Source organism: Pantoea sp. SGAir0418, from assembly GCF_043529865.1.
The window spans coordinates 326,233-348,673 of record NZ_CP027911.1; the positions used below are offsets into that span (position 1 = coordinate 326,233).

General features: G+C 51.5%; 39 protein-coding genes. 37 read left to right on the plus strand and 2 right to left on the minus strand.

Annotation, left to right across the window (positions count from 1 at the left end; translation table 11 throughout):
* Positions 1-14: 14 nt before the first annotated feature.
* The 37 genes from rpsL to C1N84_RS01600 all read left to right on the plus strand — a co-directional run bounded on the left by rpsL (position 15) and on the right by C1N84_RS01600 (position 20,524).
* Entirely contained in the window at positions 15-389 is a 375-nt protein-coding gene (gene rpsL / locus C1N84_RS01420) for a 30S ribosomal protein S12 (RefSeq protein ID WP_010616440.1), read from the plus strand.
* A 96-nt stretch (positions 390-485) separates the two neighbouring features.
* Positions 486-956 (plus strand): 30S ribosomal protein S7, encoded by a 471-nt coding sequence (gene rpsG, locus C1N84_RS01425; protein WP_007886246.1) that lies wholly within the window; start codon positions 486-488, stop codon positions 954-956.
* Positions 957-1,049: 93 nt separating this feature from the next.
* Positions 1,050-3,164 carry an elongation factor G gene (fusA, locus tag C1N84_RS01430; protein WP_021507461.1) on the plus strand — a complete coding sequence of 705 codons (2,115 nt, stop codon included), beginning with the start codon at positions 1,050-1,052 and terminating at the stop codon, positions 3,162-3,164.
* A gap of 69 nt (positions 3,165-3,233) precedes the next feature.
* A complete protein-coding gene (tuf, locus tag C1N84_RS01435; protein WP_058770981.1) occupies positions 3,234-4,418 on the plus strand; it encodes an elongation factor Tu in 1,185 nt (394 codons plus the stop codon).
* 177 nt (positions 4,419-4,595) lie between these two features.
* Positions 4,596-4,790, plus strand: a complete 195-nt coding sequence (gene bfd, locus C1N84_RS01440) for a bacterioferritin-associated ferredoxin (RefSeq protein WP_264441912.1) — start codon at positions 4,596-4,598, stop codon at positions 4,788-4,790.
* Positions 4,791-4,893: 103 nt separating this feature from the next.
* A complete protein-coding gene (gene bfr, locus C1N84_RS01445) occupies positions 4,894-5,376 on the plus strand; it encodes a bacterioferritin (RefSeq protein WP_021508213.1) in 483 nt (160 codons plus the stop codon).
* Between the two features lie 306 nt (positions 5,377-5,682).
* A complete protein-coding gene (gene rpsJ / locus C1N84_RS01450) occupies positions 5,683-5,994 on the plus strand; it encodes a 30S ribosomal protein S10 (protein WP_006120582.1) in 312 nt (103 codons plus the stop codon).
* A 32-nt stretch (positions 5,995-6,026) separates the two neighbouring features.
* Complete coding sequence (rplC, locus tag C1N84_RS01455; protein WP_021508214.1) at positions 6,027-6,653, plus strand: 50S ribosomal protein L3; 627 nt, start codon at positions 6,027-6,029, stop codon at positions 6,651-6,653.
* A 10-nt stretch (positions 6,654-6,663) separates the two neighbouring features.
* Positions 6,664-7,269 (plus strand): 50S ribosomal protein L4, encoded by a 606-nt coding sequence (gene rplD, locus C1N84_RS01460; protein ID WP_021508215.1) that lies wholly within the window; start codon positions 6,664-6,666, stop codon positions 7,267-7,269.
* A complete protein-coding gene (gene rplW, locus C1N84_RS01465) occupies positions 7,266-7,568 on the plus strand; it encodes a 50S ribosomal protein L23 (RefSeq protein ID WP_010618574.1) in 303 nt (100 codons plus the stop codon). Before rplD ends, rplW begins: the two co-directional genes overlap by 4 nt.
* A 17-nt stretch (positions 7,569-7,585) precedes the next feature.
* Positions 7,586-8,407, plus strand: coding sequence for a 50S ribosomal protein L2 (gene rplB, locus C1N84_RS01470; RefSeq protein WP_010618573.1), 822 nt, complete (start codon positions 7,586-7,588; stop codon positions 8,405-8,407).
* A gap of 16 nt (positions 8,408-8,423) precedes the next feature.
* Complete coding sequence (gene rpsS / locus C1N84_RS01475; protein ID WP_001138115.1) at positions 8,424-8,702, plus strand: 30S ribosomal protein S19; 279 nt, start codon at positions 8,424-8,426, stop codon at positions 8,700-8,702.
* Positions 8,703-8,715: 13 nt separating this feature from the next.
* The gene (rplV, locus tag C1N84_RS01480; RefSeq protein ID WP_007891659.1) at positions 8,716-9,048 is read left to right on the plus strand and encodes a 50S ribosomal protein L22; all 333 of its coding nucleotides are present in this window, start codon (positions 8,716-8,718) and stop codon (positions 9,046-9,048) included.
* 17 nt (positions 9,049-9,065) lie between these two features.
* Positions 9,066-9,764 (plus strand): 30S ribosomal protein S3, encoded by a 699-nt coding sequence (gene rpsC, locus C1N84_RS01485; RefSeq protein ID WP_021508216.1) that lies wholly within the window; start codon positions 9,066-9,068, stop codon positions 9,762-9,764.
* Positions 9,765-9,776: 12 nt separating this feature from the next.
* Complete coding sequence (rplP, locus tag C1N84_RS01490) at positions 9,777-10,187, plus strand: 50S ribosomal protein L16 (RefSeq protein WP_002438716.1); 411 nt, start codon at positions 9,777-9,779, stop codon at positions 10,185-10,187.
* Complete coding sequence (gene rpmC / locus C1N84_RS01495; protein ID WP_021508217.1) at positions 10,187-10,375, plus strand: 50S ribosomal protein L29; 189 nt, start codon at positions 10,187-10,189, stop codon at positions 10,373-10,375. Before rplP ends, rpmC begins: the two co-directional genes overlap by 1 nt.
* Complete coding sequence (gene rpsQ, locus C1N84_RS01500) at positions 10,375-10,629, plus strand: 30S ribosomal protein S17 (RefSeq protein WP_010618568.1); 255 nt, start codon at positions 10,375-10,377, stop codon at positions 10,627-10,629. The genes rpmC and rpsQ overlap by 1 nt, the downstream gene beginning before the upstream one ends.
* Before the next feature lie 168 nt (positions 10,630-10,797).
* Positions 10,798-11,169, plus strand: a complete 372-nt coding sequence (gene rplN, locus C1N84_RS01505) for a 50S ribosomal protein L14 (protein WP_006120590.1) — start codon at positions 10,798-10,800, stop codon at positions 11,167-11,169.
* A 10-nt stretch (positions 11,170-11,179) separates the two neighbouring features.
* Entirely contained in the window at positions 11,180-11,494 is a 315-nt protein-coding gene (rplX, locus tag C1N84_RS01510; RefSeq protein ID WP_021508218.1) for a 50S ribosomal protein L24, read from the plus strand.
* 14 nt (positions 11,495-11,508) lie between these two features.
* Entirely contained in the window at positions 11,509-12,048 is a 540-nt protein-coding gene (rplE, locus tag C1N84_RS01515) for a 50S ribosomal protein L5 (protein ID WP_013510763.1), read from the plus strand.
* A 14-nt stretch (positions 12,049-12,062) separates the two neighbouring features.
* Positions 12,063-12,368, plus strand: coding sequence for a 30S ribosomal protein S14 (gene rpsN / locus C1N84_RS01520; RefSeq protein WP_010618564.1), 306 nt, complete (start codon positions 12,063-12,065; stop codon positions 12,366-12,368).
* A 32-nt stretch (positions 12,369-12,400) separates the two neighbouring features.
* A complete protein-coding gene (gene rpsH, locus C1N84_RS01525) occupies positions 12,401-12,793 on the plus strand; it encodes a 30S ribosomal protein S8 (RefSeq protein ID WP_021508220.1) in 393 nt (130 codons plus the stop codon).
* Between the two features lie 12 nt (positions 12,794-12,805).
* Positions 12,806-13,339, plus strand: coding sequence for a 50S ribosomal protein L6 (gene rplF, locus C1N84_RS01530; RefSeq protein ID WP_007891676.1), 534 nt, complete (start codon positions 12,806-12,808; stop codon positions 13,337-13,339).
* 9 nt (positions 13,340-13,348) lie between these two features.
* Positions 13,349-13,702, plus strand: coding sequence for a 50S ribosomal protein L18 (gene rplR / locus C1N84_RS01535; RefSeq protein WP_013510760.1), 354 nt, complete (start codon positions 13,349-13,351; stop codon positions 13,700-13,702).
* 14 nt (positions 13,703-13,716) lie between these two features.
* On the plus strand, positions 13,717-14,217 hold the full coding sequence (gene rpsE, locus C1N84_RS01540; protein ID WP_010618560.1) for a 30S ribosomal protein S5: 501 nt from the start codon (positions 13,717-13,719) through the stop codon (positions 14,215-14,217).
* Positions 14,218-14,222: 5 nt separating this feature from the next.
* A complete protein-coding gene (rpmD, locus tag C1N84_RS01545; protein WP_013510758.1) occupies positions 14,223-14,402 on the plus strand; it encodes a 50S ribosomal protein L30 in 180 nt (59 codons plus the stop codon).
* Between the two features lie 3 nt (positions 14,403-14,405).
* Positions 14,406-14,840: a 50S ribosomal protein L15 gene (rplO, locus tag C1N84_RS01550; RefSeq protein WP_021508221.1), complete on the plus strand. Its 435-nt coding sequence runs from the start codon at positions 14,406-14,408 to the stop codon at positions 14,838-14,840.
* Between the two features lie 7 nt (positions 14,841-14,847).
* Positions 14,848-16,179 (plus strand): preprotein translocase subunit SecY, encoded by a 1,332-nt coding sequence (secY, locus tag C1N84_RS01555; RefSeq protein ID WP_021508222.1) that lies wholly within the window; start codon positions 14,848-14,850, stop codon positions 16,177-16,179.
* A 32-nt stretch (positions 16,180-16,211) separates the two neighbouring features.
* Positions 16,212-16,328, plus strand: a complete 117-nt coding sequence (gene rpmJ, locus C1N84_RS01560) for a 50S ribosomal protein L36 (protein WP_071813610.1) — start codon at positions 16,212-16,214, stop codon at positions 16,326-16,328.
* Between the two features lie 146 nt (positions 16,329-16,474).
* The gene (gene rpsM / locus C1N84_RS01565; RefSeq protein WP_021508223.1) at positions 16,475-16,831 is read left to right on the plus strand and encodes a 30S ribosomal protein S13; all 357 of its coding nucleotides are present in this window, start codon (positions 16,475-16,477) and stop codon (positions 16,829-16,831) included.
* Positions 16,832-16,847: 16 nt separating this feature from the next.
* The gene (gene rpsK, locus C1N84_RS01570; RefSeq protein ID WP_004160563.1) at positions 16,848-17,237 is read left to right on the plus strand and encodes a 30S ribosomal protein S11; all 390 of its coding nucleotides are present in this window, start codon (positions 16,848-16,850) and stop codon (positions 17,235-17,237) included.
* A 33-nt stretch (positions 17,238-17,270) separates the two neighbouring features.
* Entirely contained in the window at positions 17,271-17,891 is a 621-nt protein-coding gene (rpsD, locus tag C1N84_RS01575; protein WP_010618555.1) for a 30S ribosomal protein S4, read from the plus strand.
* Between the two features lie 25 nt (positions 17,892-17,916).
* Complete coding sequence (locus C1N84_RS01580; protein WP_007891688.1) at positions 17,917-18,906, plus strand: DNA-directed RNA polymerase subunit alpha; 990 nt, start codon at positions 17,917-17,919, stop codon at positions 18,904-18,906.
* Between the two features lie 40 nt (positions 18,907-18,946).
* The gene (rplQ, locus tag C1N84_RS01585; RefSeq protein WP_003850180.1) at positions 18,947-19,333 is read left to right on the plus strand and encodes a 50S ribosomal protein L17; all 387 of its coding nucleotides are present in this window, start codon (positions 18,947-18,949) and stop codon (positions 19,331-19,333) included.
* A gap of 111 nt (positions 19,334-19,444) precedes the next feature.
* Complete coding sequence (locus tag C1N84_RS01590; protein ID WP_150360732.1) at positions 19,445-19,816, plus strand: DnaJ family domain-containing protein; 372 nt, start codon at positions 19,445-19,447, stop codon at positions 19,814-19,816.
* 1 nt (position 19,817) lies between these two features.
* Positions 19,818-20,255, plus strand: coding sequence for a Zn(2+)-responsive transcriptional regulator (gene zntR / locus C1N84_RS01595; protein ID WP_021508225.1), 438 nt, complete (start codon positions 19,818-19,820; stop codon positions 20,253-20,255).
* A 50-nt stretch (positions 20,256-20,305) separates the two neighbouring features.
* Positions 20,306-20,524, plus strand: coding sequence for an alternative ribosome-rescue factor A (locus C1N84_RS01600; protein WP_021508226.1), 219 nt, complete (start codon positions 20,306-20,308; stop codon positions 20,522-20,524).
* Positions 20,525-20,542: 18 nt separating this feature from the next.
* Here C1N84_RS01600 and mscL read toward each other — a convergent pair whose 3' ends face one another.
* Positions 20,543-20,953 (minus strand): large-conductance mechanosensitive channel protein MscL, encoded by a 411-nt coding sequence (gene mscL / locus C1N84_RS01605; protein WP_021508227.1) that lies wholly within the window; start codon positions 20,951-20,953, stop codon positions 20,543-20,545.
* A 108-nt stretch (positions 20,954-21,061) separates the two neighbouring features.
* Positions 21,062-22,438: a Trk system potassium transporter TrkA gene (gene trkA / locus C1N84_RS01610; protein ID WP_021508228.1), complete on the minus strand. Its 1,377-nt coding sequence runs from the start codon at positions 22,436-22,438 to the stop codon at positions 21,062-21,064.
* Positions 22,439-22,441: the final 3 nt, after the last annotated feature.

Below are 22,441 nucleotides of genomic sequence, written 5' to 3' on the forward strand. Positions count from 1 at the left end.
CCAGGAGCTATTTAATGGCAACAGTTAACCAGCTGGTTCGCAAACCACGCGTTCGTCAGGTTGCTAAAAGCAACGTGCCGGCGCTGGAAGCTTGCCCGCAAAAACGTGGTGTTTGTACTCGTGTTTACACCACTACCCCGAAAAAACCAAACTCCGCACTGCGTAAAGTCTGCCGTGTGCGTTTGACTAACGGTTTTGAAGTCACCTCCTACATCGGCGGTGAAGGTCATAACCTGCAGGAGCACTCCGTGATCCTGATCCGTGGCGGTCGTGTAAAAGACCTGCCAGGTGTGCGTTACCACACCGTTCGTGGCGCGCTGGACTGCTCAGGTGTTAAAGACCGTAAGCAGGCTCGCTCCAAGTACGGCGTGAAGAAGCCAAAGGCTTAATGGTTCTCCGTTAAGTAAGGCCAAACGTTTTAACTTTAATGTCAAAATAAACTCGTAGAGTTTTGGACAATCCTGAATTAACAACGGAGTATTTCCATGCCACGTCGTCGCGTCATTGGTCAGCGTAAAATTCTGCCGGATCCTAAGTTCGGATCAGAGCTGCTGGCTAAATTTGTAAATATCCTGATGGTAGATGGTAAAAAATCTACTGCTGAATCAATCGTCTATACCGCACTTGATACCCTGGCTCAACGTGCTGGTAAAGATGGTCTGGAAGCTTTCGAAGTTGCACTCGAAAACGTACGTCCGACTGTCGAAGTTAAGTCACGTCGCGTTGGTGGTTCAACCTACCAGGTTCCAGTTGAAGTCCGTCCGGTTCGTCGTAATGCCCTGGCAATGCGTTGGATCGTAGAAGCTGCTCGTAAACGCGGTGATAAATCGATGGCTCTCCGCCTGGCGAACGAACTTTCTGACGCTGCAGAAAACAAAGGTACTGCAGTGAAGAAACGTGAAGACGTTCACCGTATGGCTGAAGCCAACAAGGCGTTCGCACACTACCGCTGGTAATCGCCACGTAGTTGTTGTTAAACCAGCGGGCGCTCATTCAGCCAACCCGCTGGGGTCGACTTACATTGAACGTCCGAGAATCAGAGGAATCAAATGGCTCGTACAACACCCATTGCGCGCTACCGTAACATCGGTATCAGCGCACACATTGACGCCGGTAAAACCACTACCACCGAGCGTATCCTGTTCTACACCGGTGTTAACCACAAAATCGGTGAAGTGCACGATGGCGCTGCAACCATGGACTGGATGGCGCAGGAGCAGGAGCGTGGTATTACCATCACCTCTGCAGCGACCACTGCGTTCTGGTCAGGTATGGCGAAGCAGTTTGAGCCGCACCGCATCAACATCATCGACACCCCGGGACACGTTGACTTCACCATCGAAGTAGAACGTTCTATGCGTGTGCTCGACGGCGCAGTAATGGTTTACTGTGCAGTAGGTGGCGTGCAGCCGCAGTCTGAAACCGTATGGCGTCAGGCAAACAAATATAAAGTTCCACGTATCGCGTTCGTTAACAAAATGGACCGTATGGGTGCGAACTTCCTGAAAGTTGTTGGTCAGATCGAATCACGTCTGGGCGCAACTCCGGTTCCACTGCAGCTGGCTATCGGCGCAGAAGAGAACTTCACCGGTGTTGTTGACCTGATCAAGATGAAAGAGATCAACTGGAACGACGCCGATCAGGGTACTACCTTCGTTTACGAAGATATCCGTGCTGAGTTGCAGGAACTGGCTGAAGAGTGGCGTGGCAAGCTGATTGAAGCAGCTGCTGAAGCTTCTGAAGAGCTGATGGAGAAATTCTTTAGCGGTGAAGAACTGTCTGAAGAAGAGATCAAATCTGCTCTGCGTAAGCGCGTACTGAACAACGAGATCATCCTCGTGACCTGTGGTTCTGCATTTAAGAACAAAGGTGTTCAGGCGATGCTGGATGCAGTGGTTGAATATCTGCCAGCACCAACTGACGTTCCGGCGATCAACGGTATCCTGGACGACGGTAAAGATACCCCGGCTGAGCGTCACGCAACTGACGACGAGCCGTTCTCTGCGCTGGCGTTCAAAATTGCCAACGACCCGTTCGTAGGTAACCTGACCTTCTTCCGCGTTTACTCGGGTGTGGTTAACTCGGGCGATACCGTACTGAACTCCGTGAAATCTGCACGTGAGCGTTTCGGTCGTATCGTTCAGATGCACGCCAACAAACGTGAAGAGATCAGCGAAGTTCGCGCAGGCGACATCGCTGCAGCAATCGGTCTGAAAGACGTGATCACCGGTGATACCCTGTGTGATCCCTCTAACCCGATCATTCTGGAGCGTATGGAATTCCCTGAGCCGGTAATTTCTATCGCCGTTGAGCCGAAAACCAAAGCTGACCAGGAAAAAATGGGTCTGGCTCTGGGTCGTCTGGCGAAAGAAGACCCGTCATTCCGCGTATGGACTGACGAAGAGTCTAACCAGACCATCATCGCTGGTATGGGTGAGCTGCACCTCGACATCATCGTTGACCGCATGAAGCGTGAATTCAACGTTGAAGCGAACGTCGGTAAACCTCAGGTTGCTTACCGCGAAGCGATTCGCTCTAAAGTTACCGATATCGAAGGTAAACACGCCAAGCAGTCTGGTGGTCGTGGTCAGTACGGTCATGTTGTTATCGACATGTACCCACTGGAGCCGGGTTCGAATCCGAAAGGCTACGAATTTGTCAACGATATCAAAGGTGGTGTGATTCCTGGTGAATACATCCCTGCGGTTGATAAAGGTATCCAGGAGCAGCTGAAGTCTGGTCCACTGGCCGGTTACCCGGTAGTTGATCTGGGCGTGCGCCTGCACTTCGGTTCTTACCATGACGTTGACTCCTCTGAGCTGGCGTTTAAACTGGCCGCTTCTATCGCCTTCAAAGATGGCTTTAAGAAAGCACAGCCGGTTCTGCTTGAGCCAATCATGAAGGTTGAAGTAGAAACCCCAGAAGAGAACACCGGTGACGTTATCGGTGACCTGAGCCGCCGTCGTGGTATGCTGAAAGGTCAGGAATCTAACGCGACTGGCGTTCAGATTCACGCTGAAGTTCCGCTGTCTGAAATGTTCGGATACGCGACTCAGTTGCGTTCTCTGACCAAAGGCCGTGCTTCTTACTCCATGGAGTTCCTGAAGTACGATGATGCGCCGAACAACGTCGCTCAGGCCGTTATTGAAGCTCGTAGCAAATAAGGCTACGGTTTAAAAATTGTGAACTGATGCCTTCATCACTGATGAAGGCATAACGTAAGGATTATCGCCATGGCGAAAGAGCAATTTCAACGTAACAAACTGCACGTAAACGTGGGCACCATCGGTCACGTTGACCACGGTAAAACCACCCTGACTGCAGCCATCACCACCGTTCTGGCTAAAACCTACGGCGGCCAGGCTCGTGCATTCGATCAGATCGATAACGCGCCAGAAGAGAAGGCTCGTGGTATCACCATCAACACCTCTCACGTTGAATATGAAACCCCGACCCGTCACTACGCACACGTTGACTGCCCAGGCCACGCCGACTATGTGAAAAACATGATCACCGGTGCTGCGCAGATGGACGGCGCGATCCTGGTTGTTGCTGCGACTGATGGCCCAATGCCACAGACCCGTGAGCACATCCTGCTGGGCCGTCAGGTTGGCGTTCCTTACATCATCGTGTTCCTGAACAAGTGCGACATGGTTGATGACGAAGAGCTGCTGGAACTGGTTGAGATGGAAGTGCGCGATCTGCTGTCTCAGTACGACTTCCCAGGCGACGATACCCCAATCGTACGCGGTTCTGCGCTGAAAGCGCTGGAAGGCGACGCTGAGTGGGAAGCGAAAGTCGTTGAGCTGGCTGGTCACCTGGATACTTACATTCCAGATCCAGTACGTGCTATCGATCTGCCGTTCCTGCTGCCAATCGAAGACGTATTCTCAATCTCTGGCCGTGGTACCGTTGTTACCGGTCGTGTTGAGCGCGGCATCGTGAAAGTGGGCGACGAAGTAGAAATCGTTGGTATCAAAGCGACTGCTAAATCTACCTGTACCGGTGTTGAAATGTTCCGCAAACTGCTGGACCAGGGTCAGGCAGGCGAGAACTGTGGTGTTCTGCTGCGCGGTATCAAGCGTGAAGAGATCCAGCGTGGTCAGGTTCTGGCTAAGCCAGGCACCATCAAGCCACACACCAAGTTCGTATCAGAAGTGTACGTACTGTCTAAAGACGAAGGCGGCCGTCATACTCCGTTCTTCAAAGGCTACCGTCCACAGTTCTACTTCCGTACTACTGATGTGACCGGCAACATCGAACTGCCAGAAGGCGTTGAGATGGTAATGCCAGGCGACAACATCAAAATGACCGTTGAGCTGATCCACCCAATCGCGATGGACCAGGGTCTGCGTTTCGCAATCCGCGAAGGCGGCCGTACCGTTGGCGCGGGCGTTGTTGCTGAAGTTCTCGCTTAATTGCGTTAATAACGGTGGTAACTCCGGTTGCCACCGCAGCATGAAAAAGAGCACTTCGGTGCTCTTTTTTCTTGCTTTGCATTGACCGGCACGCCTAATCCCACACAAAAGCTACGTTGAAATAAAAACCATTCTCATTTACACTTTGATCAGAAATTGTACTGGAGTGGGCTGTAAATGTACGTCTGTCTGTGTAATGCCGTAAGCGACCGAACCCTGCGTGAAGTTGTCCGCCGTTATCAACCCAAATCGATTCAGCAACTGCGCCAGCTGGTGCCTATCGGCAAGCAGTGCGGCAAGTGTATTCGCGTGGCGCGCGAGATTATGGATGAAGAAATGCAAAACGTACCGCTTTACAAAGAGATAGCGTAACTGCGCATCCGCTTCGCCTGAATAACCCCAAAAACTGTCGCGTTTTTTTGACTTCTTTTTATCCGCATCTACGCTCTATTTATCTGCAAGCGGAGGAAGCACAATGAAGGGCGACGGCAAAATCATTACTCACCTCAATAAATTGCTGGGAAATGAACTGGTTGCAATCAACCAGTACTTTCTACATGCGCGCATGTTCAAAAACTGGGGCCTGATACGCCTCAACGATGTCGAATACCATGAATCCATTGATGAAATGAAACATGCGGACAAGTACATCGAACGCATTTTGTTTCTCGAAGGCATTCCAAATCTGCAGGATCTCGGCCGGCTGCGCATTGGTGAAGACGTACCGGAAATGCTGCAATCGGACCTGACGCTCGAACTGGAAGGGGCGAAAGACTTACGCGAGGCGATTGCGTACGCCGATAAAGTTCATGATTACGTTAGCCGCGACATGATGATCGAGATTCTGGCGGATGAAGAGCACCATATCGACTGGCTGGAAACTGAGCTCGACCTGATTCAGAAATTGGGTCTGCAAAACTATCTGCAGGCCCAGCTGAAAGAAGAGGGCGATAAGTAGCGTTTGCCGTGCCGTTCCACCTGTTGATTGCAGCCCGCCCCGTGCGGGCTTTTTTACCGGCGCGCGCTTTTGCGGTTAAAAACGCAGCATGGGTTGCTTCCTGAACAGATTTGCGTATAATGCGCGGGCCTGCCGATATTGGTGTGGCGCGATTCGAGCAGAATCGCAGGCGATAGCGATTAGTGTATCGCCTGACAATACTCCCGATTGGGGAGTTATATGCTGAACGATTACACTCCCCCATCAATCGTAATGGGTGCGGGTAGTAATTTTTTTCGTTTATAAAATGTTTGGAGCCTTGGTCTCATGTCGAACCAAAGAATCCGTATCCGTCTTAAAGCGTTTGATCATCGCCTGATCGATCAATCAACCGCGGAAATCGTCGAGACTGCCAAGCGCACTGGTGCGCAGGTACGTGGTCCGATCCCGCTGCCGACTCGCAAAGAGCGCTTCACCGTTCTGATCTCTCCGCACGTTAACAAAGATGCGCGTGATCAGTACGAAATCCGCACTCACAAGCGTCTGGTAGACATCGTTGAGCCAACTGAAAAAACCGTTGATGCTCTGATGCGTCTGGATCTGGCTGCCGGTGTTGACGTGCAGATCAGCCTGGGTTAATCAGGTCATCGAGCGATTGAGAGGTTGATACAATGATTGGTTTAGTCGGTAAAAAAGTGGGCATGACGCGCATCTTCACTGAAGAAGGCGTTTCAATCCCAGTAACCGTAATCGAAGTTGAAGCAAACCGCGTTACCCAGGTCAAAGGTCTGGAAAACGATGGTTACCAGGCGATCCAGGTTACCACCGGTGCAAAAAAAGCAAACCGTGTTGGTAAGCCGGAAGCAGGTCATTTTGCTAAAGCTGGCGTTGAAGCTGGCCGTGGTCTGTGGGAATTCCGCACCGAAGGTGAAGAATACTCTGTTGGCCAGAGCATCAGTGTTGAAATTTTCGCTGACGTTAAAAAAGTAGACGTTACCGGTACCTCTAAAGGTAAAGGTTTCGCAGGTACCGTTAAGCGCTGGAACTTCCGTACCCAGGACGCTACACACGGTAACTCCTTGTCTCACCGCGTTCCGGGTTCTATCGGTCAGAACCAGACTCCGGGCAAAGTGTTCAAAGGCAAGAAAATGGCTGGTCAGCTGGGTAATGAGCGCGTAACCGTTCAGAGCCTGGAAGTAGTACGTGTTGACGCTGAGCGCAACCTGCTGCTGGTCAAAGGTGCTGTCCCGGGTGCAACCGGCAGCGACCTGATTGTTAAACCAGCTGTGAAGGCGTAAGGGGATAGCAATGGAATTAGTACTGAAAGACGCGCAGAGCGCGCTGACTGTTTCCGAAACTACCTTCGGTCGTGATTTCAACGAAGCGCTGGTTCACCAGGTTGTTGTTGCTTACGCTGCAGGTGCTCGTCAGGGTACTCGCGCGCAGAAAACTCGTGCTGAAGTAACTGGTTCAGGCAAAAAGCCATGGCGTCAGAAAGGCACCGGCCGTGCGCGTTCAGGTTCTATCAAGAGCCCGATCTGGCGTTCAGGTGGCGTGACCTTCGCTGCGCGTCCACAGGACCACAGTCAAAAAGTTAACAAAAAGATGTACCGCGGCGCGCTGAAAAGCATCCTGTCCGAGCTGGTACGTCAGGACCGTCTGATCGTTGTCGAGTCGTTCTCTGTTGAAGCGCCTAAAACTAAGCTGCTGGTACAGAAACTGAAAGACATGGCGCTGGAAGACGTGCTGATCATCACCGGTGAACTGGATGAGAATCTGTTCCTGGCTGCGCGTAACCTGTACAAGGTTGACGTGCGTGATGCAGCGGGTATCGACCCAGTTAGCCTGATCGCCTTCGACAAAGTCGTTATGACTGCAGAAGCAGTTAAGCAAGTTGAGGAGATGCTGGCATGATCCGTGAAGAACGTCTGCTGAAAGTACTGCGCGCGCCGCACGTATCTGAAAAAGCATCAACCGCGATGGAAAAAACCAATACCATCGTTCTCAAAGTTGCCAAAGACGCGACCAAAGCAGAGATCGTTGCTGCTGTTGAGAAACTGTTCGAAGTAGAAGTGAAAGACGTAAACACCCTGGTTGTTAAGGGTAAAGTTAAGCGTCACGGACAGCGTATCGGTCGTCGTAGCGACTGGAAAAAAGCTTACGTCACCCTGAAAGAAGGCCAGAACCTGGACTTCGTCGGCGGCGCTGAGTAAGTCGGAGGAGAAAGACAATGGCAGTTGTTAAATGTAAACCGACATCTCCGGGTCGTCGTCACGTTGTTAAAGTGGTGAACCCTGAGCTGCACAAAGGCAAGCCTTTTGCCGCGCTGGTTGAAAAAAACAGCAAATCCGGTGGTCGTAACAACAATGGTCGTATCACTACCCGTCATATCGGTGGTGGTCACAAGCAGGCTTACCGTATTGTTGACTTCAAACGCAACAAAGATGGTATCCCGGCAGTTGTTGAGCGTCTTGAGTACGATCCGAACCGTTCTGCGAACATCGCACTGGTTCTGTACAAAGATGGCGAGCGCCGTTACATCCTGGCCCCTAAAGGCCTGAAAGCTGGCGACCAGATTCAGTCTGGCGTTGATGCTGCGATCAAAGCAGGTAACACCCTGCCGATGCGTAACATCCCGGTTGGTTCAACCGTGCATAACGTAGAAATGAAACCAGGTAAAGGCGGTCAGATTGCCCGTTCTGCTGGTGCTTACGTGCAGATCGTTGCGCGTGAAGGTTCCTACGTTACCCTGCGTCTGCGTTCAGGCGAAATGCGTAAAGTCGAAGCTGACTGCCGCGCAACCCTGGGCGAAGTCGGTAACGCTGAGCACATGCTGCGCGTTCTGGGTAAAGCCGGTGCAACCCGTTGGCGTGGTGTTCGTCCTACCGTTCGCGGTACTGCGATGAACCCAGTCGATCACCCGCACGGTGGTGGTGAAGGTCGTAACTTTGGTAAGCACCCGGTAACTCCGTGGGGCGTTCAGACCAAAGGTAAGAAGACCCGTAGCAACAAGCGTACTGATAAATTTATCGTACGTCGCCGTAGCAAATAATTTTAGAGGATAAGCCATGCCACGTTCTCTCAAGAAAGGTCCTTTTATTGACCTGCACTTGCTGAAGAAGGTAGAGAAAGCGGTGGAAAGCGGTGACAAGAAGCCCCTGCGCACTTGGTCCCGTCGTTCAACGATCTTCCCTAACATGATCGGTTTGACCATCGCTGTCCATAATGGTCGTCAGCACGTTCCTGTCTTTGTTTCCGACGAAATGGTCGGCCACAAGCTGGGTGAATTTGCACCGACACGTACTTATCGCGGCCACGCTGCTGATAAGAAAGCCAAGAAGAAATAAGTAGGAGGAAGAGATGGAAACTATTGCTCAACATCGCCATGCTCGTTCTTCTGCTCAGAAGGTTCGCCTTGTTGCTGACCTGATTCGCGGTAAGAAAGTGTCGCAGGCTCTGGATATTCTGACTTACACCAACAAGAAAGCGGCTGTACTGGTTAAGAAAGTCCTGGAATCTGCCATTGCTAACGCCGAACACAACGATGGCGCTGATATCGACGATCTGAAAGTTGCGAAAATTTTCGTAGATGAAGGCCCTAGCATGAAGCGCATTATGCCGCGTGCTAAAGGTCGTGCAGATCGCATCCTGAAGCGCACCAGCCACATTACTGTGGTTGTGTCCGATCGCTGAGACTCTGGAGACTAGCAATGGGTCAGAAAGTACATCCTAATGGTATTCGCCTGGGTATTGTAAAACCATGGAACTCTACCTGGTTTGCGAACACCAAAGAATTCGCTGACAACCTGGACAGCGACTTTAAAGTACGTCAGTTCCTGAACAAAGAACTGGCAAAAGCGTCTGTATCTCGCATCGTTATCGAGCGTCCGGCTAAGAGCATCCGTGTGACCATTCACACCGCTCGCCCGGGTATCGTTATCGGTAAAAAAGGTGAAGACGTTGAAAAACTGCGCACGGTCGTAGCGAACATCGCTGGCGTTCCTGCACAGATCAATATCGCCGAAGTCCGTAAACCGGAACTGGACGCAAAACTGGTTGCTGACAGCATCACTTCACAGCTGGAGCGTCGTGTGATGTTCCGTCGTGCGATGAAGCGTGCTGTACAGAACGCAATGCGTCTGGGCGCTAAAGGTATCAAAGTTGAAGTTAGCGGCCGTCTGGGCGGTGCTGAGATCGCACGTACCGAATGGTACCGTGAAGGTCGTGTACCGCTGCACACTCTGCGTGCTGACATTGACTACAACACCTCTGAAGCGCACACCACTTATGGTGTAATCGGCGTTAAGGTATGGATCTTCAAAGGTGAGATTCTGGGTGGTATGGCTGCTGTTGAACAACCGGAACCGGCTGCTCAACCTAAAAAGCAGCAGCGTAAAGGCCGTAAGTAAGGAGAGTCGCTGATGTTACAACCAAAGCGTACGAAATTCCGTAAAGTGCACAAAGGCCGTAACCGCGGTCTGGCGCAGGGTACGGATGTTAGCTTCGGTACTTTCGGTCTGAAAGCTGTTGGCCGTGGTCGTCTGACTGCTCGTCAGATCGAAGCAGCACGTCGTGCTATGACCCGTGCAGTTAAGCGTCAAGGTAAGATTTGGATCCGTGTATTCCCGGACAAACCAATCACCGAGAAGCCGCTGGAAGTGCGTATGGGTAAAGGTAAGGGTAACGTGGAGTATTGGGTTGCCCTGATCCAGCCTGGTAAAGTCCTGTATGAAATGGACGGTGTACCGGAAGAGCTGGCCCGTGAAGCATTCAAGCTGGCAGCAGCAAAACTGCCTATCAAAACCACCTTTGTAACTAAGACGGTGATGTAATGAAAGCAACTGAGCTGCGTGAAAAAAGCGTTGAAGAGCTGAACACTGAGCTGCTTAACCTCCTGCGCGAGCAGTTTAACCTGCGCATGCAGGCAGCATCTGGCCAGCTGCAGCAGACCCATCTGCTGAAGCAAGTTCGCCGTGATGTTGCACGCGTTAAGACTTTACTGACTGAGAAGGCGGCGTAATGACCGATAAAATCCGTACTCTGCAGGGTCGTGTTGTTAGTGACAAAATGCAGAAATCTGCTGTTGTTGCTATCGAGCGTTTCGTGAAGCACCCGATCTACGGTAAATTCATTAAGCGTACGACTAAGCTGCACATCCATGACGAGAACAACGAGTGTGGTATTGGTGACGTGGTTGAAATCCGCGAAACCCGTCCACTGTCCAAGACTAAGTCCTGGACTCTGGTTCGCGTTGTAGAGAAAGCGATTCTGTAATAGAATCCGCTTCCTCTAAAAACAAAATGAACGGCTCTATGGAGCCGTTCATTTTTTCTACCCATCTGCGAGAACCGGTGTTATAATGCCGCGCCCTCAATTATGGGGCTTTTTAACGACCTGAGGTTTGGGTCCCGAAGTAGTAGTTGACATTAGCGGAGCACTAAAATGATCCAAGAACAGACTATGCTGAACGTCGCCGACAACTCCGGTGCACGTCGCGTAATGTGTATCAAGGTTCTGGGTGGCTCGCACCGTCGCTACGCAGGCGTCGGCGATATCATCAAAGTGACCATCAAGGAAGCAATTCCGCGTGGCAAGGTGAAAAAAGGTGATGTCCTGAAAGCGGTAGTGGTGCGCACCAGGAAGGGTGTTCGTCGCCCGGACGGTTCTGTCATTCGCTTCGATGGTAATGCATGCGTTATTCTGAACAATAACAGCGAGCAGCCTATCGGAACGCGTATTTTTGGGCCGGTAACTCGTGAACTTCGTACTGAAAAGTTCATGAAAATTATCTCTCTGGCACCAGAAGTACTCTAAGGAGCGAACAATGGCAGCGAAAATCCGTCGTAACGACGAAGTTATCGTGCTTACCGGTAAAGACAAAGGTAAACGCGGTAAAGTAAAGAATGTCCTGACTTCTGGTAAGGTCATCGTTGAAGGTATCAACCTGGTTAAGAAACACCAGAAGCCGGTTCCGGCTCTGAACCAACCAGGCGGCATCGTTGAAAAAGAAGCTGCTATTCAGGTTTCTAACGTTGCAATCTTCAATGCGGCAACCGGCAAGGCTGACCGTGTAGGCTTTAGATTCGAAGACGGTAAAAAAGTCCGTTTCTTCAAGTCTAACAGCGAAACTATCAAGTAATTTGGAGTAGTACGATGGCGAAACTGCATGATTACTACAAAGACGAAGTAGTCCAGAAACTCATGACAGAGTTTGGCTACAATTCTGTCATGCAAGTCCCTCGGGTCGAGAAGATCACCCTGAACATGGGTGTTGGTGAAGCGATCGCTGACAAGAAACTGCTGGATAACGCAGCAGCTGACCTGGCAGCAATCTCCGGTCAAAAACCGCTGATCACCAAAGCACGCAAATCAGTTGCAGGCTTCAAAATCCGTCAGGGCTATCCGATCGGCTGTAAAGTAACTCTGCGTGGCGAGCGCATGTGGGAGTTCTTTGAGCGTCTGATCACTATTGCTGTACCGCGTATCCGTGACTTCCGTGGTCTGTCCGCGAAGTCTTTCGACGGTCGTGGTAACTACAGCATGGGCGTTCGTGAGCAGATCATCTTCCCAGAAATCGACTACGACAAAGTCGATCGCGTTCGTGGTTTGGATATCACCATTACCACTACTGCGAAATCTGATGATGAAGGCCGTGCTCTGCTGGCTGCCTTTGACTTCCCGTTCCGCAAGTAAGGTAGGGTTACTTAATGGCTAAGCAATCTATGAAAGCACGCGAAGTTAAGCGTGTGAAATTAGCAGACAAGTTCTTCGCAAAACGCGCTGAACTGAAAGCGATCATTTCTGATGTGAACGCATCCGACGAAGACCGTTGGAACGCCGTTCTCAAGCTGCAGAGTCTGCCGCGTGATTCCAGCCCTTCACGTCAGCGTAACCGCTGCCGTCAGACAGGTCGTCCGCACGGTTTCCTGCGGAAGTTTGGGTTGAGCCGTATCAAGGTCCGTGAAGCCGCAATGCGCGGTGAAATCCCGGGTCTGAAAAAGGCTAGCTGGTAATTGTCACCATTTGAATCACGGGAGTAACACAGATGAGCATGCAAGATCCGATCGCGGATATGCTGACCCGTATCCGTAACGGTCAGGCCGCGAACAAAGTTGCGGTCTCTATGCCTTCCTCCAAGCTGAAAGTGGCAATTGCCAACGTGCTGAAGGAAGAAGGCTATATTCAAGATTTTAAAATCGAAGGCGACATCAAGCCGGAACTGGAACTGACTCTTAAGTACTTCCAGGGTAAAGCTGTTGTAGAAAGCATTCAGCGTGTTAGCCGTCCAGGTCTGCGCATCTATAAGAAAAAAGATGAGCTGCCAAAAGTTATGGCCGGTCTGGGCATTGCTGTAATTTCTACCTCTAAAGGTGTCATGACTGATCGTGCAGCGCGCCAGGCTGGTCTTGGTGGCGAAATTATCTGCTACGTAGCGTAATCGGAGGATAAAATGTCTCGTGTTGCAAAAGCACCTGTCGTTGTTCCTGCCGGCGTAGAGGTAAAACTCAACGGTCAGGAAGTTTCGATCAAAGGCAAAAACGGCGAGCTGACTCGTACTATCAACAGTGCTGTAGAAGTTAAGCATGCAGACAACGCCCTGACTTTCGCTCCACGCGAAGGTTATGCGGATGGTTGGGCACAGGCAGGTACTGCCCGTGCGCTGCTGAACGGCATGGTTATCGGTGTTACCGAAGGCTTCACCAAGAAGCTGCAACTGGTTGGTGTTGGTTATCGTGCAGCTGTTAAAGGCAACTCTGTGAGTCTGGCCCTGGGCTTCTCTCACCCGGTTGACCATGCACTGCCGGCCGGCATCACTGCTGAATGTCCAACTCAGACTGAGATCGTGCTGAAAGGCGCTGATAAACAGCTGATTGGTCAGGTTGCAGCTGATCTGCGCGCCTACCGTCGTCCTGAGCCTTACAAAGGCAAGGGTGTTCGTTACGCCGACGAAGTCGTGCGTACCAAAGAGGCTAAGAAGAAGTAAGGTAACACTATGGATAAGAAATCTGCTCGTATCCGTCGTGCGACCCGTGCACGTCGCAAGCTCAAAGAGCTGGGTGCTACTCGCCTGGTGGTACATCGTACCCCGCGTCACATTTACGCACAGGTAATCGCCCCGAACGGTTCCGAAGTTCTGGTTGCTGCTTCTACTGTAGAAAAAGCTATCGCTGAACAACTGAAGTATACCGGTAACAAAGACGCCGCTGCAGCTGTAGGTAAAGCTCTGGCTGAGCGCGCTATCGAAAAAGGCATCAAAGATGTTTCTTTCGACCGTTCCGGTTTCCAATATCATGGTCGCGTCCAGGCACTTGCAGATGCTGCTCGTGAAGCTGGCCTTCAGTTCTAAGGTAGAGGTCTAAGATGGCACACATCGAGAAACAAGCTGGCGACCTGCAGGAAAAACTGATCGCGGTAAACCGTGTCTCTAAAACTGTGAAAGGTGGTCGTATTTTCTCCTTCACCGCTCTGACTGTAGTGGGTGATGGTAACGGCCGCGTTGGTTTTGGTTACGGTAAAGCGCGTGAAGTTCCAGCAGCGATCCAGAAAGCGATGGAAAAAGCTCGTCGCAATATGGTTAATGTCGCGCTGACTCACGGCACCCTGCAGCACCCGGTTAAAGGTGCGCACACGGGTTCTCGTGTGTTCATGCAGCCGGCTTCTGAAGGTACCGGTATCATCGCCGGCGGTGCAATGCGCGCCGTTCTGGAAGTCGCTGGAGTTCATAACGTTCTGGCTAAAGCCTATGGTTCCACCAACCCGATCAACGTGGTTCGTGCAACTATCGACGGCCTGGGCAATATGAAGTCTCCGGATATGGTTGCTGCCAAGCGTGGTAAATCCGTTGAAGAAATTCTGGGGTAATCACGATGGCTAAGACAATCAAAATTACACAAACCCGTAGCTCAATCGGCCGCCTGCCTAAGCACAAAGCCACTCTGGTTGGTCTGGGTCTGCGTCGTATTGGTCACACCGTTGAGCGTGAAGACACGCCAGCTGTACGCGGTATGATCAACGCGATTTCTTACATGCTGAAAGTGGAGGAGTAAGAGATGCGTTTAAACACTCTGTCTCCGGCCGAAGGGTCTAAACACGCTTCCAAGCGTCTGGGCCGTGGTATCGGTTCTGGCCTCGGTAAAACCGGCGGTCGTGGTCACAAAGGTCAGAAGTCTCGTTCTGGCGGTGGCGTACGTCGTGGTTTCGAGGGTGGTCAGATGCCTCTGTACCGTCGTCTGCCGAAGTTCGGCTTCACCTCGCGCAAATCATTCGTGACTGCAGAAGTGCGTCTGTCTGATCTGGCGAAAGTGGAAGGCGGTATCGTCGACCTGAACACGCTGAAAGCAGCTAACATCATCGGTGTACAGATTGAGTTCGCGAAAGTGATCCTGTCTGGTGAAGTATCTGCACCTGTTACGATTCGTGGTCTGCGTGTCACCAAAGGTGCTCGTGCTGCAATCGAAGCTGCTGGCGGTAAAATCGAGGAATAAGTAGCAGATGGCAAAGCAACCGGGATTAGATTTTCAAAGTGCCAAAGGTGGCTTTGGTGAACTGAAGCGCAGACTATTGTTTGTAATCGGTGCACTGATTGTCTTCCGTATTGGCTCTTTTATTCCAATCCCCGGTATCGATGCCACTGTACTTGCCAAACTGCTTGAGCAACAGCGTGGCACCATCATTGAAATGTTTAACATGTTCTCTGGTGGTGCTCTCAGTCGTGCCTCAATCTTCGCGCTGGGTATTATGCCGTATATTTCGGCCTCTATTATTATCCAGCTGCTGACGGTGGTTCATCCCGCGTTGGCCGAGATTAAGAAAGAGGGTGAAGCTGGTCGTCGTAAGATCAGCCAGTACACTCGCTACGGCACACTGGTTCTGGCTATATTCCAGTCGATCGGTATTGCTACCGGTCTGCCGAATATGCCTGGAATGCAGGGCCTGGTATTAAATCCAGGCTTTGCTTTCTACTTTACCGCTGTTGTAAGTCTGGTTACCGGAACTATGTTCCTGATGTGGCTTGGCGAACAGATTACTGAACGAGGTATCGGTAACGGTATTTCGATCATTATCTTCGCGGGTATTGTTGCGGGTTTACCGCCGGCCATTGGCCATACCATCGAGCAAGCGCGGCAAGGCGACCTGCACTTCCTTCTGTTGCTGTTGGTTGCAGTTCTTGTATTTGCAGTGACGTTCTTTGTTATTTTCGTTGAGCGTGGCCAGCGCCGCATTGTGGTTAACTACGCTAAACGTCAGCAAGGTCGTCGTGTATATGCTGCACAGAGCACACATTTACCGTTGAAAGTGAACATGGCGGGCGTAATCCCAGCCATCTTTGCTTCCAGCATTATCCTGTTCCCGGCGACGATAGCATCCTGGTTCGGGGGCGGTACCGGTTGGAACTGGCTGACAACAATTTCGCTGTATTTGCAGCCAGGACAGCCGCTTTATGTGCTACTCTATGCGACTGCAATCATCTTCTTCTGTTTCTTCTACACGGCGTTGGTTTTCAACCCGCGTGAAACAGCAGATAACCTGAAGAAGTCTGGTGCATTCGTACCGGGAATTCGTCCGGGAGAGCAAACGGCGAAGTACATCGATAAAGTAATGACACGTCTGACCTTAATCGGCGCACTGTATATTACTTTTATCTGCCTGATCCCGGAGTTCATGCGTGATGCCATGAAGGTTCCCTTCTACTTTGGCGGCACCTCGCTGCTGATTGTAGTGGTTGTCATCATGGACTTTATGGCTCAAGTGCAAACTCTGATGATGTCCAGTCAGTACGAGTCTGCATTGAAGAAAGCTAACCTGAAAGGCTATGGCCGTTAATTCAGTAGCTTGAGAAGTTACGGAGAGTAAAAATGAAAGTTCGTGCTTCCGTCAAGAAATTATGTCGTAACTGCAAAATCATTCGTCGCGACGGTGTCGTACGTGTGATCTGCAGCTCCGAGCCTAAGCATAAACAGCGCCAGGGCTGATTAAGTCACATATTTTTCTTGCAAAGTCGGGTTGAGCTGGCTAGATTAGCCAGCCAATCTTTTGTATGTCGATGCGTTTCCATTTGAGTATCCTGAAAACGGGCTTTTCAGCATGGTACGCATTTATTTAATTATAGGAGTGCATAGTGGCCCGTATAGCAGGCATTAACATTCCTGATCAAAAACATACCGTTATCGCATTAACTTCGATCTTCGGTATCGGCAAAACCCGTTCTAAAGCCATCTGTGCTGAAACGGGCATCGCTGAAAATGTTAAGATCAGTGAGCTGTCTGAAGAACAAATTGATCAGCTGCGTGAAGCAGTTGGTAAATTCGTTGTTGAAGGTGATCTGCGCCGTGAAATCACCCTGAGCATCAAGCGTCTGATGGACCTTGGTTGCTACCGTGGTTTACGCCATCGTCGTGGTCTGCCGGTGCGCGGTCAGCGTACTAAGACCAACGCACGTACCCGTAAGGGTCCGCGTAAACCGATCAAGAAATAATCGGGGTGAGTAAATAATGGCAAAGGCACCAGTTCGTGCACGTAAGCGTGTAAGAAAACAAGTCTCAGATGGCGTGGCTCATGTCCATGCGTCTTTTAACAACACCATCGTTACTATTACTGATCGTCAGGGTAACGCACTGGGTTGGGCAACCGCCGGTGGTTCCGGTTTCCGCGGTTCACGTAAATCTACTCCGTTTGCTGCTCAGGTCGCTGCAGAGCGCTGTGCAGAAGCCGTGAAAGATTACGGTATTAAGAACCTGGAAGTTATGGTTAAGGGTCCGGGTCCAGGCCGCGAATCTACTATTCGTGCTCTGAACGCCGCTGGTTTCCGCATCACTAATATTACTGATGTGACTCCGATCCCTCACAACGGTTGTCGTCCGCCGAAAAAACGTCGCGTTTAACGTTCCGTTTTTTAGGTTAGTTGGAGAAAGAAAATGGCAAGATATTTGGGTCCTAAGCTCAAGCTGAGCCGTCGTGAGGGCACCGACTTATTCCTTAAGTCTGGCGTTCGCGCGATTGATTCCAAGTGCAAAATTGAACAAGCCCCTGGTCAGCATGGTGCGCGTAAACCGCGTCTGTCTGATTACGGCGGCCAGTTACGTGAAAAGCAAAAAGTTCGTCGTATCTACGGCGTGCTGGAGCGTCAGTTCCGTAACTACTATAAAGAAGCAGCGCGTCTGAAAGGCAACACCGGTGAAAACCTGTTAGCTCTGCTGGAAGGTCGTCTGGATAACGTAGTTTACCGTATGGGCTTTGGTGCCACTCGTGCAGAAGCACGTCAGCTGGTTAGCCACAAATCTGTAATGGTAAACGGTCGCGTTGTTAACATCGCTTCTTATCAGGTATCTCCGAATGATGTCGTAAGCATCCGTGAGAAAGCCAAAAAGCAATCTCGCGTGAAGGCCGCTCTGGAGCTGGCTGAGCAGCGTGAAAAGCCAACCTGGCTGGAAGTTGATGCGACTAAGATGGAAGGTGTGTTCAAGCGTATTCCTGAGCGTACCGATCTGTCTGCGGACATTAACGAACACCTGATCGTCGAGCTTTACTCTAAGTAAAGCTTAGTACCAAAGAGAGGACACAATGCAGGGTTCTGTGACAGAGTTTCTAAAACCGCGCCTGGTAGATATCGAGCAAGTAAGTTCGACGCACGCCAAGGTGACCCTTGAGCCGTTAGAGCGTGGCTTTGGCCATACTCTTGGTAACGCACTGCGCCGTATTCTGCTTTCTTCCATGCCGGGTTGCGCGGTGACCGAGGTTGAGATTGATGGTGTGCTGCACGAGTACTCCACCAAAGAGGGCGTACAGGAAGATATCCTGGAAATCCTGCTCAATCTGAAAGGGCTGGCGGTAAGAGTTCAGGGTAAAGATGAAGTCATCCTCACTCTGAATAAATCTGGCATTGGCCCTGTGACTGCAGCCGACATTACCCACGACGGTGATGTCGAAATCGTCAAGCCGCAGCATGTGATCTGCCATCTGACCGATGAAAACGCGTCTATTAGCATGCGTATCAAAGTTCAGCGTGGTCGTGGTTATGTGCCGGCTTCTGCCCGAATTCATTCGGAAGAAGATGAGCGCCCAATCGGCCGTCTGTTGGTTGACGCTTGCTACAGCCCTGTAGACCGTATCGCCTACAATGTTGAAGCAGCGCGTGTAGAACAGCGCACCGACCTGGACAAGCTGGTCATCGAAATGGAAACCAACGGCACAATCGATCCTGAAGAGGCGATTCGTCGTGCGGCAACCATCCTGGCAGAACAACTGGAAGCTTTCGTTGACTTACGTGATGTACGTCAGCCGGAAGTCAAAGAAGAGAAACCAGAATTCGATCCGATCCTGCTGCGCCCTGTTGACGATCTGGAATTGACTGTCCGCTCTGCTAACTGCCTCAAGGCAGAAGCTATCCACTACATCGGTGATCTGGTACAGCGTACCGAGGTTGAGCTGCTTAAAACGCCTAACCTGGGTAAAAAATCTCTTACCGAGATTAAAGACGTGCTCGCATCACGTGGTCTGTCTCTGGGCATGCGCCTGGAAAACTGGCCACCGGCAAGCATTGCTGATGAATAACCGGATCGCAGGTTAAGGTTTCACTGAGAAGGATAAGGTCATGCGCCATCGTAAGAGTGGTCGTCAACTGAACCGCAACAGCAGCCATCGTCAGGCTATGTTCCGCAACATGGCTGGTTCTCTGGTTCGTCATGAGATCATTAAGACGACTCTGCCGAAAGCCAAAGAGCTGCGTCGCGTAGTTGAGCCGCTGATTACTCTTGCCAAGACCGACAGCGTAGCTAATCGTCGTCTGGCATTCGCCCGTACTCGTGATAACGAGATCGTGGCAAAACTGTTTAACGAGCTGGGCCCGCGTTTCGCGAGCCGTGCCGGTGGTTACACTCGCATTCTGAAGTGTGGCTTCCGTGCTGGTGACAACGCTCCGATGGCTTACATCGAGCTGGTTGATCGTCCAGAAGCTCAAGCAGAAGCTGCTGCAGAGTAATTTGCAGTAACGTAAAAAACCCGCTTCGGCGGGTTTTTTATTGCCTGTCATTTCTTCCCATTTCCCCTCCATTCGCTATGCTGTTGGCAGACATGCCTGCAGGAGGTTTCTATGTGGCTTATCGATCAGCTGGCTGAGCAACACATCCGCGCCGCGCAGGAAAAGGGTGAGCTGAGCAATCTGCCTGGTGAGGGTGCGCCGCTCACGCTGGACGATGACTGTGGTGTGCCGGCGGAATTGCGCAGTGCCTGGCGACTGCTGAAAAACGCCGGCTATCTCCCACCGGAACTGGAGATGCGCCGCGACGCGCTGGCACTGAGCGATTTGCTTCGCGAACTCGATCCTGATGACAACGAGGCGCGCGAACTGGCCAAGCGCCTGACATTGCTGGAAATGAAACTGCAGCAGGCCGGCATGAGCACCGATTTTCTGCGTGGCGAATACCGCCCGGCGATCGGTCAGCGGCTACAGCAGGAGAAATAGTATGTATCGCATTGGCCAGCTGGCAAAACTGGCGGACGTGACGCCGGATACCATTCGCTTTTATGAAAAGCAGCAGATGATGGATCATGAGGTACGCACCGAGGGCGGCTTCCGCCTGTACAGCGATAACGATCTGCAGCGCCTGCGTTTTATCCGTTACGGCCGGCAGCTTGGTTTCAGCCTGGAATCGATCCGCGACCTGCTGTCGATCCGCATCGATCCAGAACATCACACCTGTGAAGAGTCAAAAGCGATCGTGGCGAAACGGCTGGATGAGGTGAACAGTATGATTGGCGAACTGCAAACCATTCAGCGCTCACTGCAACGGCTGGCGGAAACCTGTTGTGGCGACCGGCACAGTAGCGCCTGCTGTTCGATCCTCGAGGCACTGGAAACCGGTGAAGATCCGCATCCTGAAATTTGTTGTAGCAAGGATTGAATTCTGGCGTGCAGGGACTATAGTTGCGCCATCACTAACCGGAGGACGATATGAGTCACTATCAGCATCGAAAAGGCAAAATTAACGATAACGCCCTGGAAGCCCTGTTACACGATCCGCTGTATCGCCAGCGTGTTGAGCGTAATCAGAAGGGGAAAGGCAGCTACCGGCGTAAAGATAAACACGCGAAGGGAGCGAATCAGGAGGCCAGCGGTAAGCAACAGTGTTTACCTCTGGCCTTCTGCTTTAGTGACAAAAAAGCCGCCTGAACAGGCGGCTTTTATTCATCACACTTTATTATTTTGTTGCTTAAGCAGGTCGCGAATCTCGGTCAGCAGCACTTCTTCATTAGTCGGTTTAGGCGCTGGTTTTTCCACTTCTTTCTTTTTATACAGTTTATTCATTACTTTGATGGCAATGAAGATAGCAAACGCCACGATAATGAAATCAAATACCGTCTGAATAAAGTTACCGTATTCCATCACCACCGCTGGGATATCGCCTTCTGCTGGCTTGAGTACCCATTTAAACTGCTTAAAGTCGACGCCGCCAATCAGTAAACCGAGCGGTGGCATAATGATGTTTGCAACCAGTGACGATACGATCTTACCGAACGCAGCACCGATGATCACACCAACCGCCAGGTCCACCACGTTACCGCGCATCGCAAAATCACGAAACTCTTTGAATAAACTCATTGTTATCTCCTTGCCTTGGCCAATGGCTAAAGTCTAACAAACCTTCGTGTAATTGCCATTATAACAATGGATTAAACACCACTCTCACTTCAGCCCAATCACAACGCGTTACAGGAAGAACGGGCTCGGCTGGAACAGACGCTCAACGTCCGGCACAAACTTTTTGTCGGTGAGGAACATGATCACGTGGTCGCCTTGCTCAATACGCACATTATCATTGGCGATGATCACGTCATCACCACGCACCACCGCGCCGATAATTGTGCCCGGCGGCAGTTTAATATCTTCAATCAGGCGGCCGACCACGCGCGAAGTGGTTTCATCACCGTGGGCGATGGCCTCGATGGCTTCCGCAATACCGCGGCGCAGTGAAGAGACGCCGACAATATCGGCTTTGCGCACGTGGCCAAGCAGCGCAGAAATTGTGGCCTGCTGCGGTGAGATCGCAATGTCGATCACGCTGCCCTGCACCAGATCGACATAGGCGCGACGCTGGATCAGTACCATCACTTTTTTCGCGCCCATCTTTTTGGCCAGCATCGCTGACATGATATTGGCTTCATCGTCGTTAGTGACGGCGATAAACAGATCGACCTGATCGACATGCTCTTCTGCCAGCAGTTCCTGATCCGAGGCATCGCCATAGAACACGATGGTATCCTGCAGATGTTCAGCCAGTTCAGCCGCGCGCTGCTGATTACGTTCTATCAGCTTAACGCTGTACTGCTTCTCCAGCCGCTGCGCCAGGCCAAAGCCGATATTGCCACCGCCGACCAGCATAATGCGTTTATAGGGCTTTTCGAGCCGCTGCATCTCGCTCATCACCGCACGAATATGCTGACTGGCGGCAATAAAAAACACTTCATCGCCAGCTTCGACAATCGTCGATCCCTGCGGGCGGATCGGGCGATCCTGACGGAAAATGGCGGCTACGCGGGTATCGATATGCGGCATATGTTCACGCAGGATCGACAGCGGATTGCCCACCAGCGGTCCGCCGTAATAGGCTTTGACCACTGCCAGGCTGACTTTGCCCTCGGCAAAATTCACCACCTGCAGCGCGCCAGGGTACTGAATCAGCCGATAGATGTTGTCGATCACCAGCTGTTCGGGCGAGATCAAATGGTCGATGGGTACCGCTTCCGGCACGAACAGCTTTTCCGCATCGCGCAGATAATCGGCGGCGCGGATACGGGCAATGCGGTTTGGCGTGTTAAACAGCGAGTAAGCAATCTGACAGGCAATCATGTTGGTTTCGTCAGAGCTGGTCACCGCCACCAGCATATCCGCATCTTCGGCGCCGGCTTCACGCAACACGCGCGGGTGCGAACCATGGCCCTGCACCACGCGCAGGTCAAACTTATCCTGCAGCACGCGTAAGCGTGAGGGATCGCTATCAACCACGGTGATGTCATTGTTTTCGCCCACCAGGTTTTCAGCGAGCGTGCCGCCCACCTGGCCGGCGCCGAGGATAATAATTTTCATGGA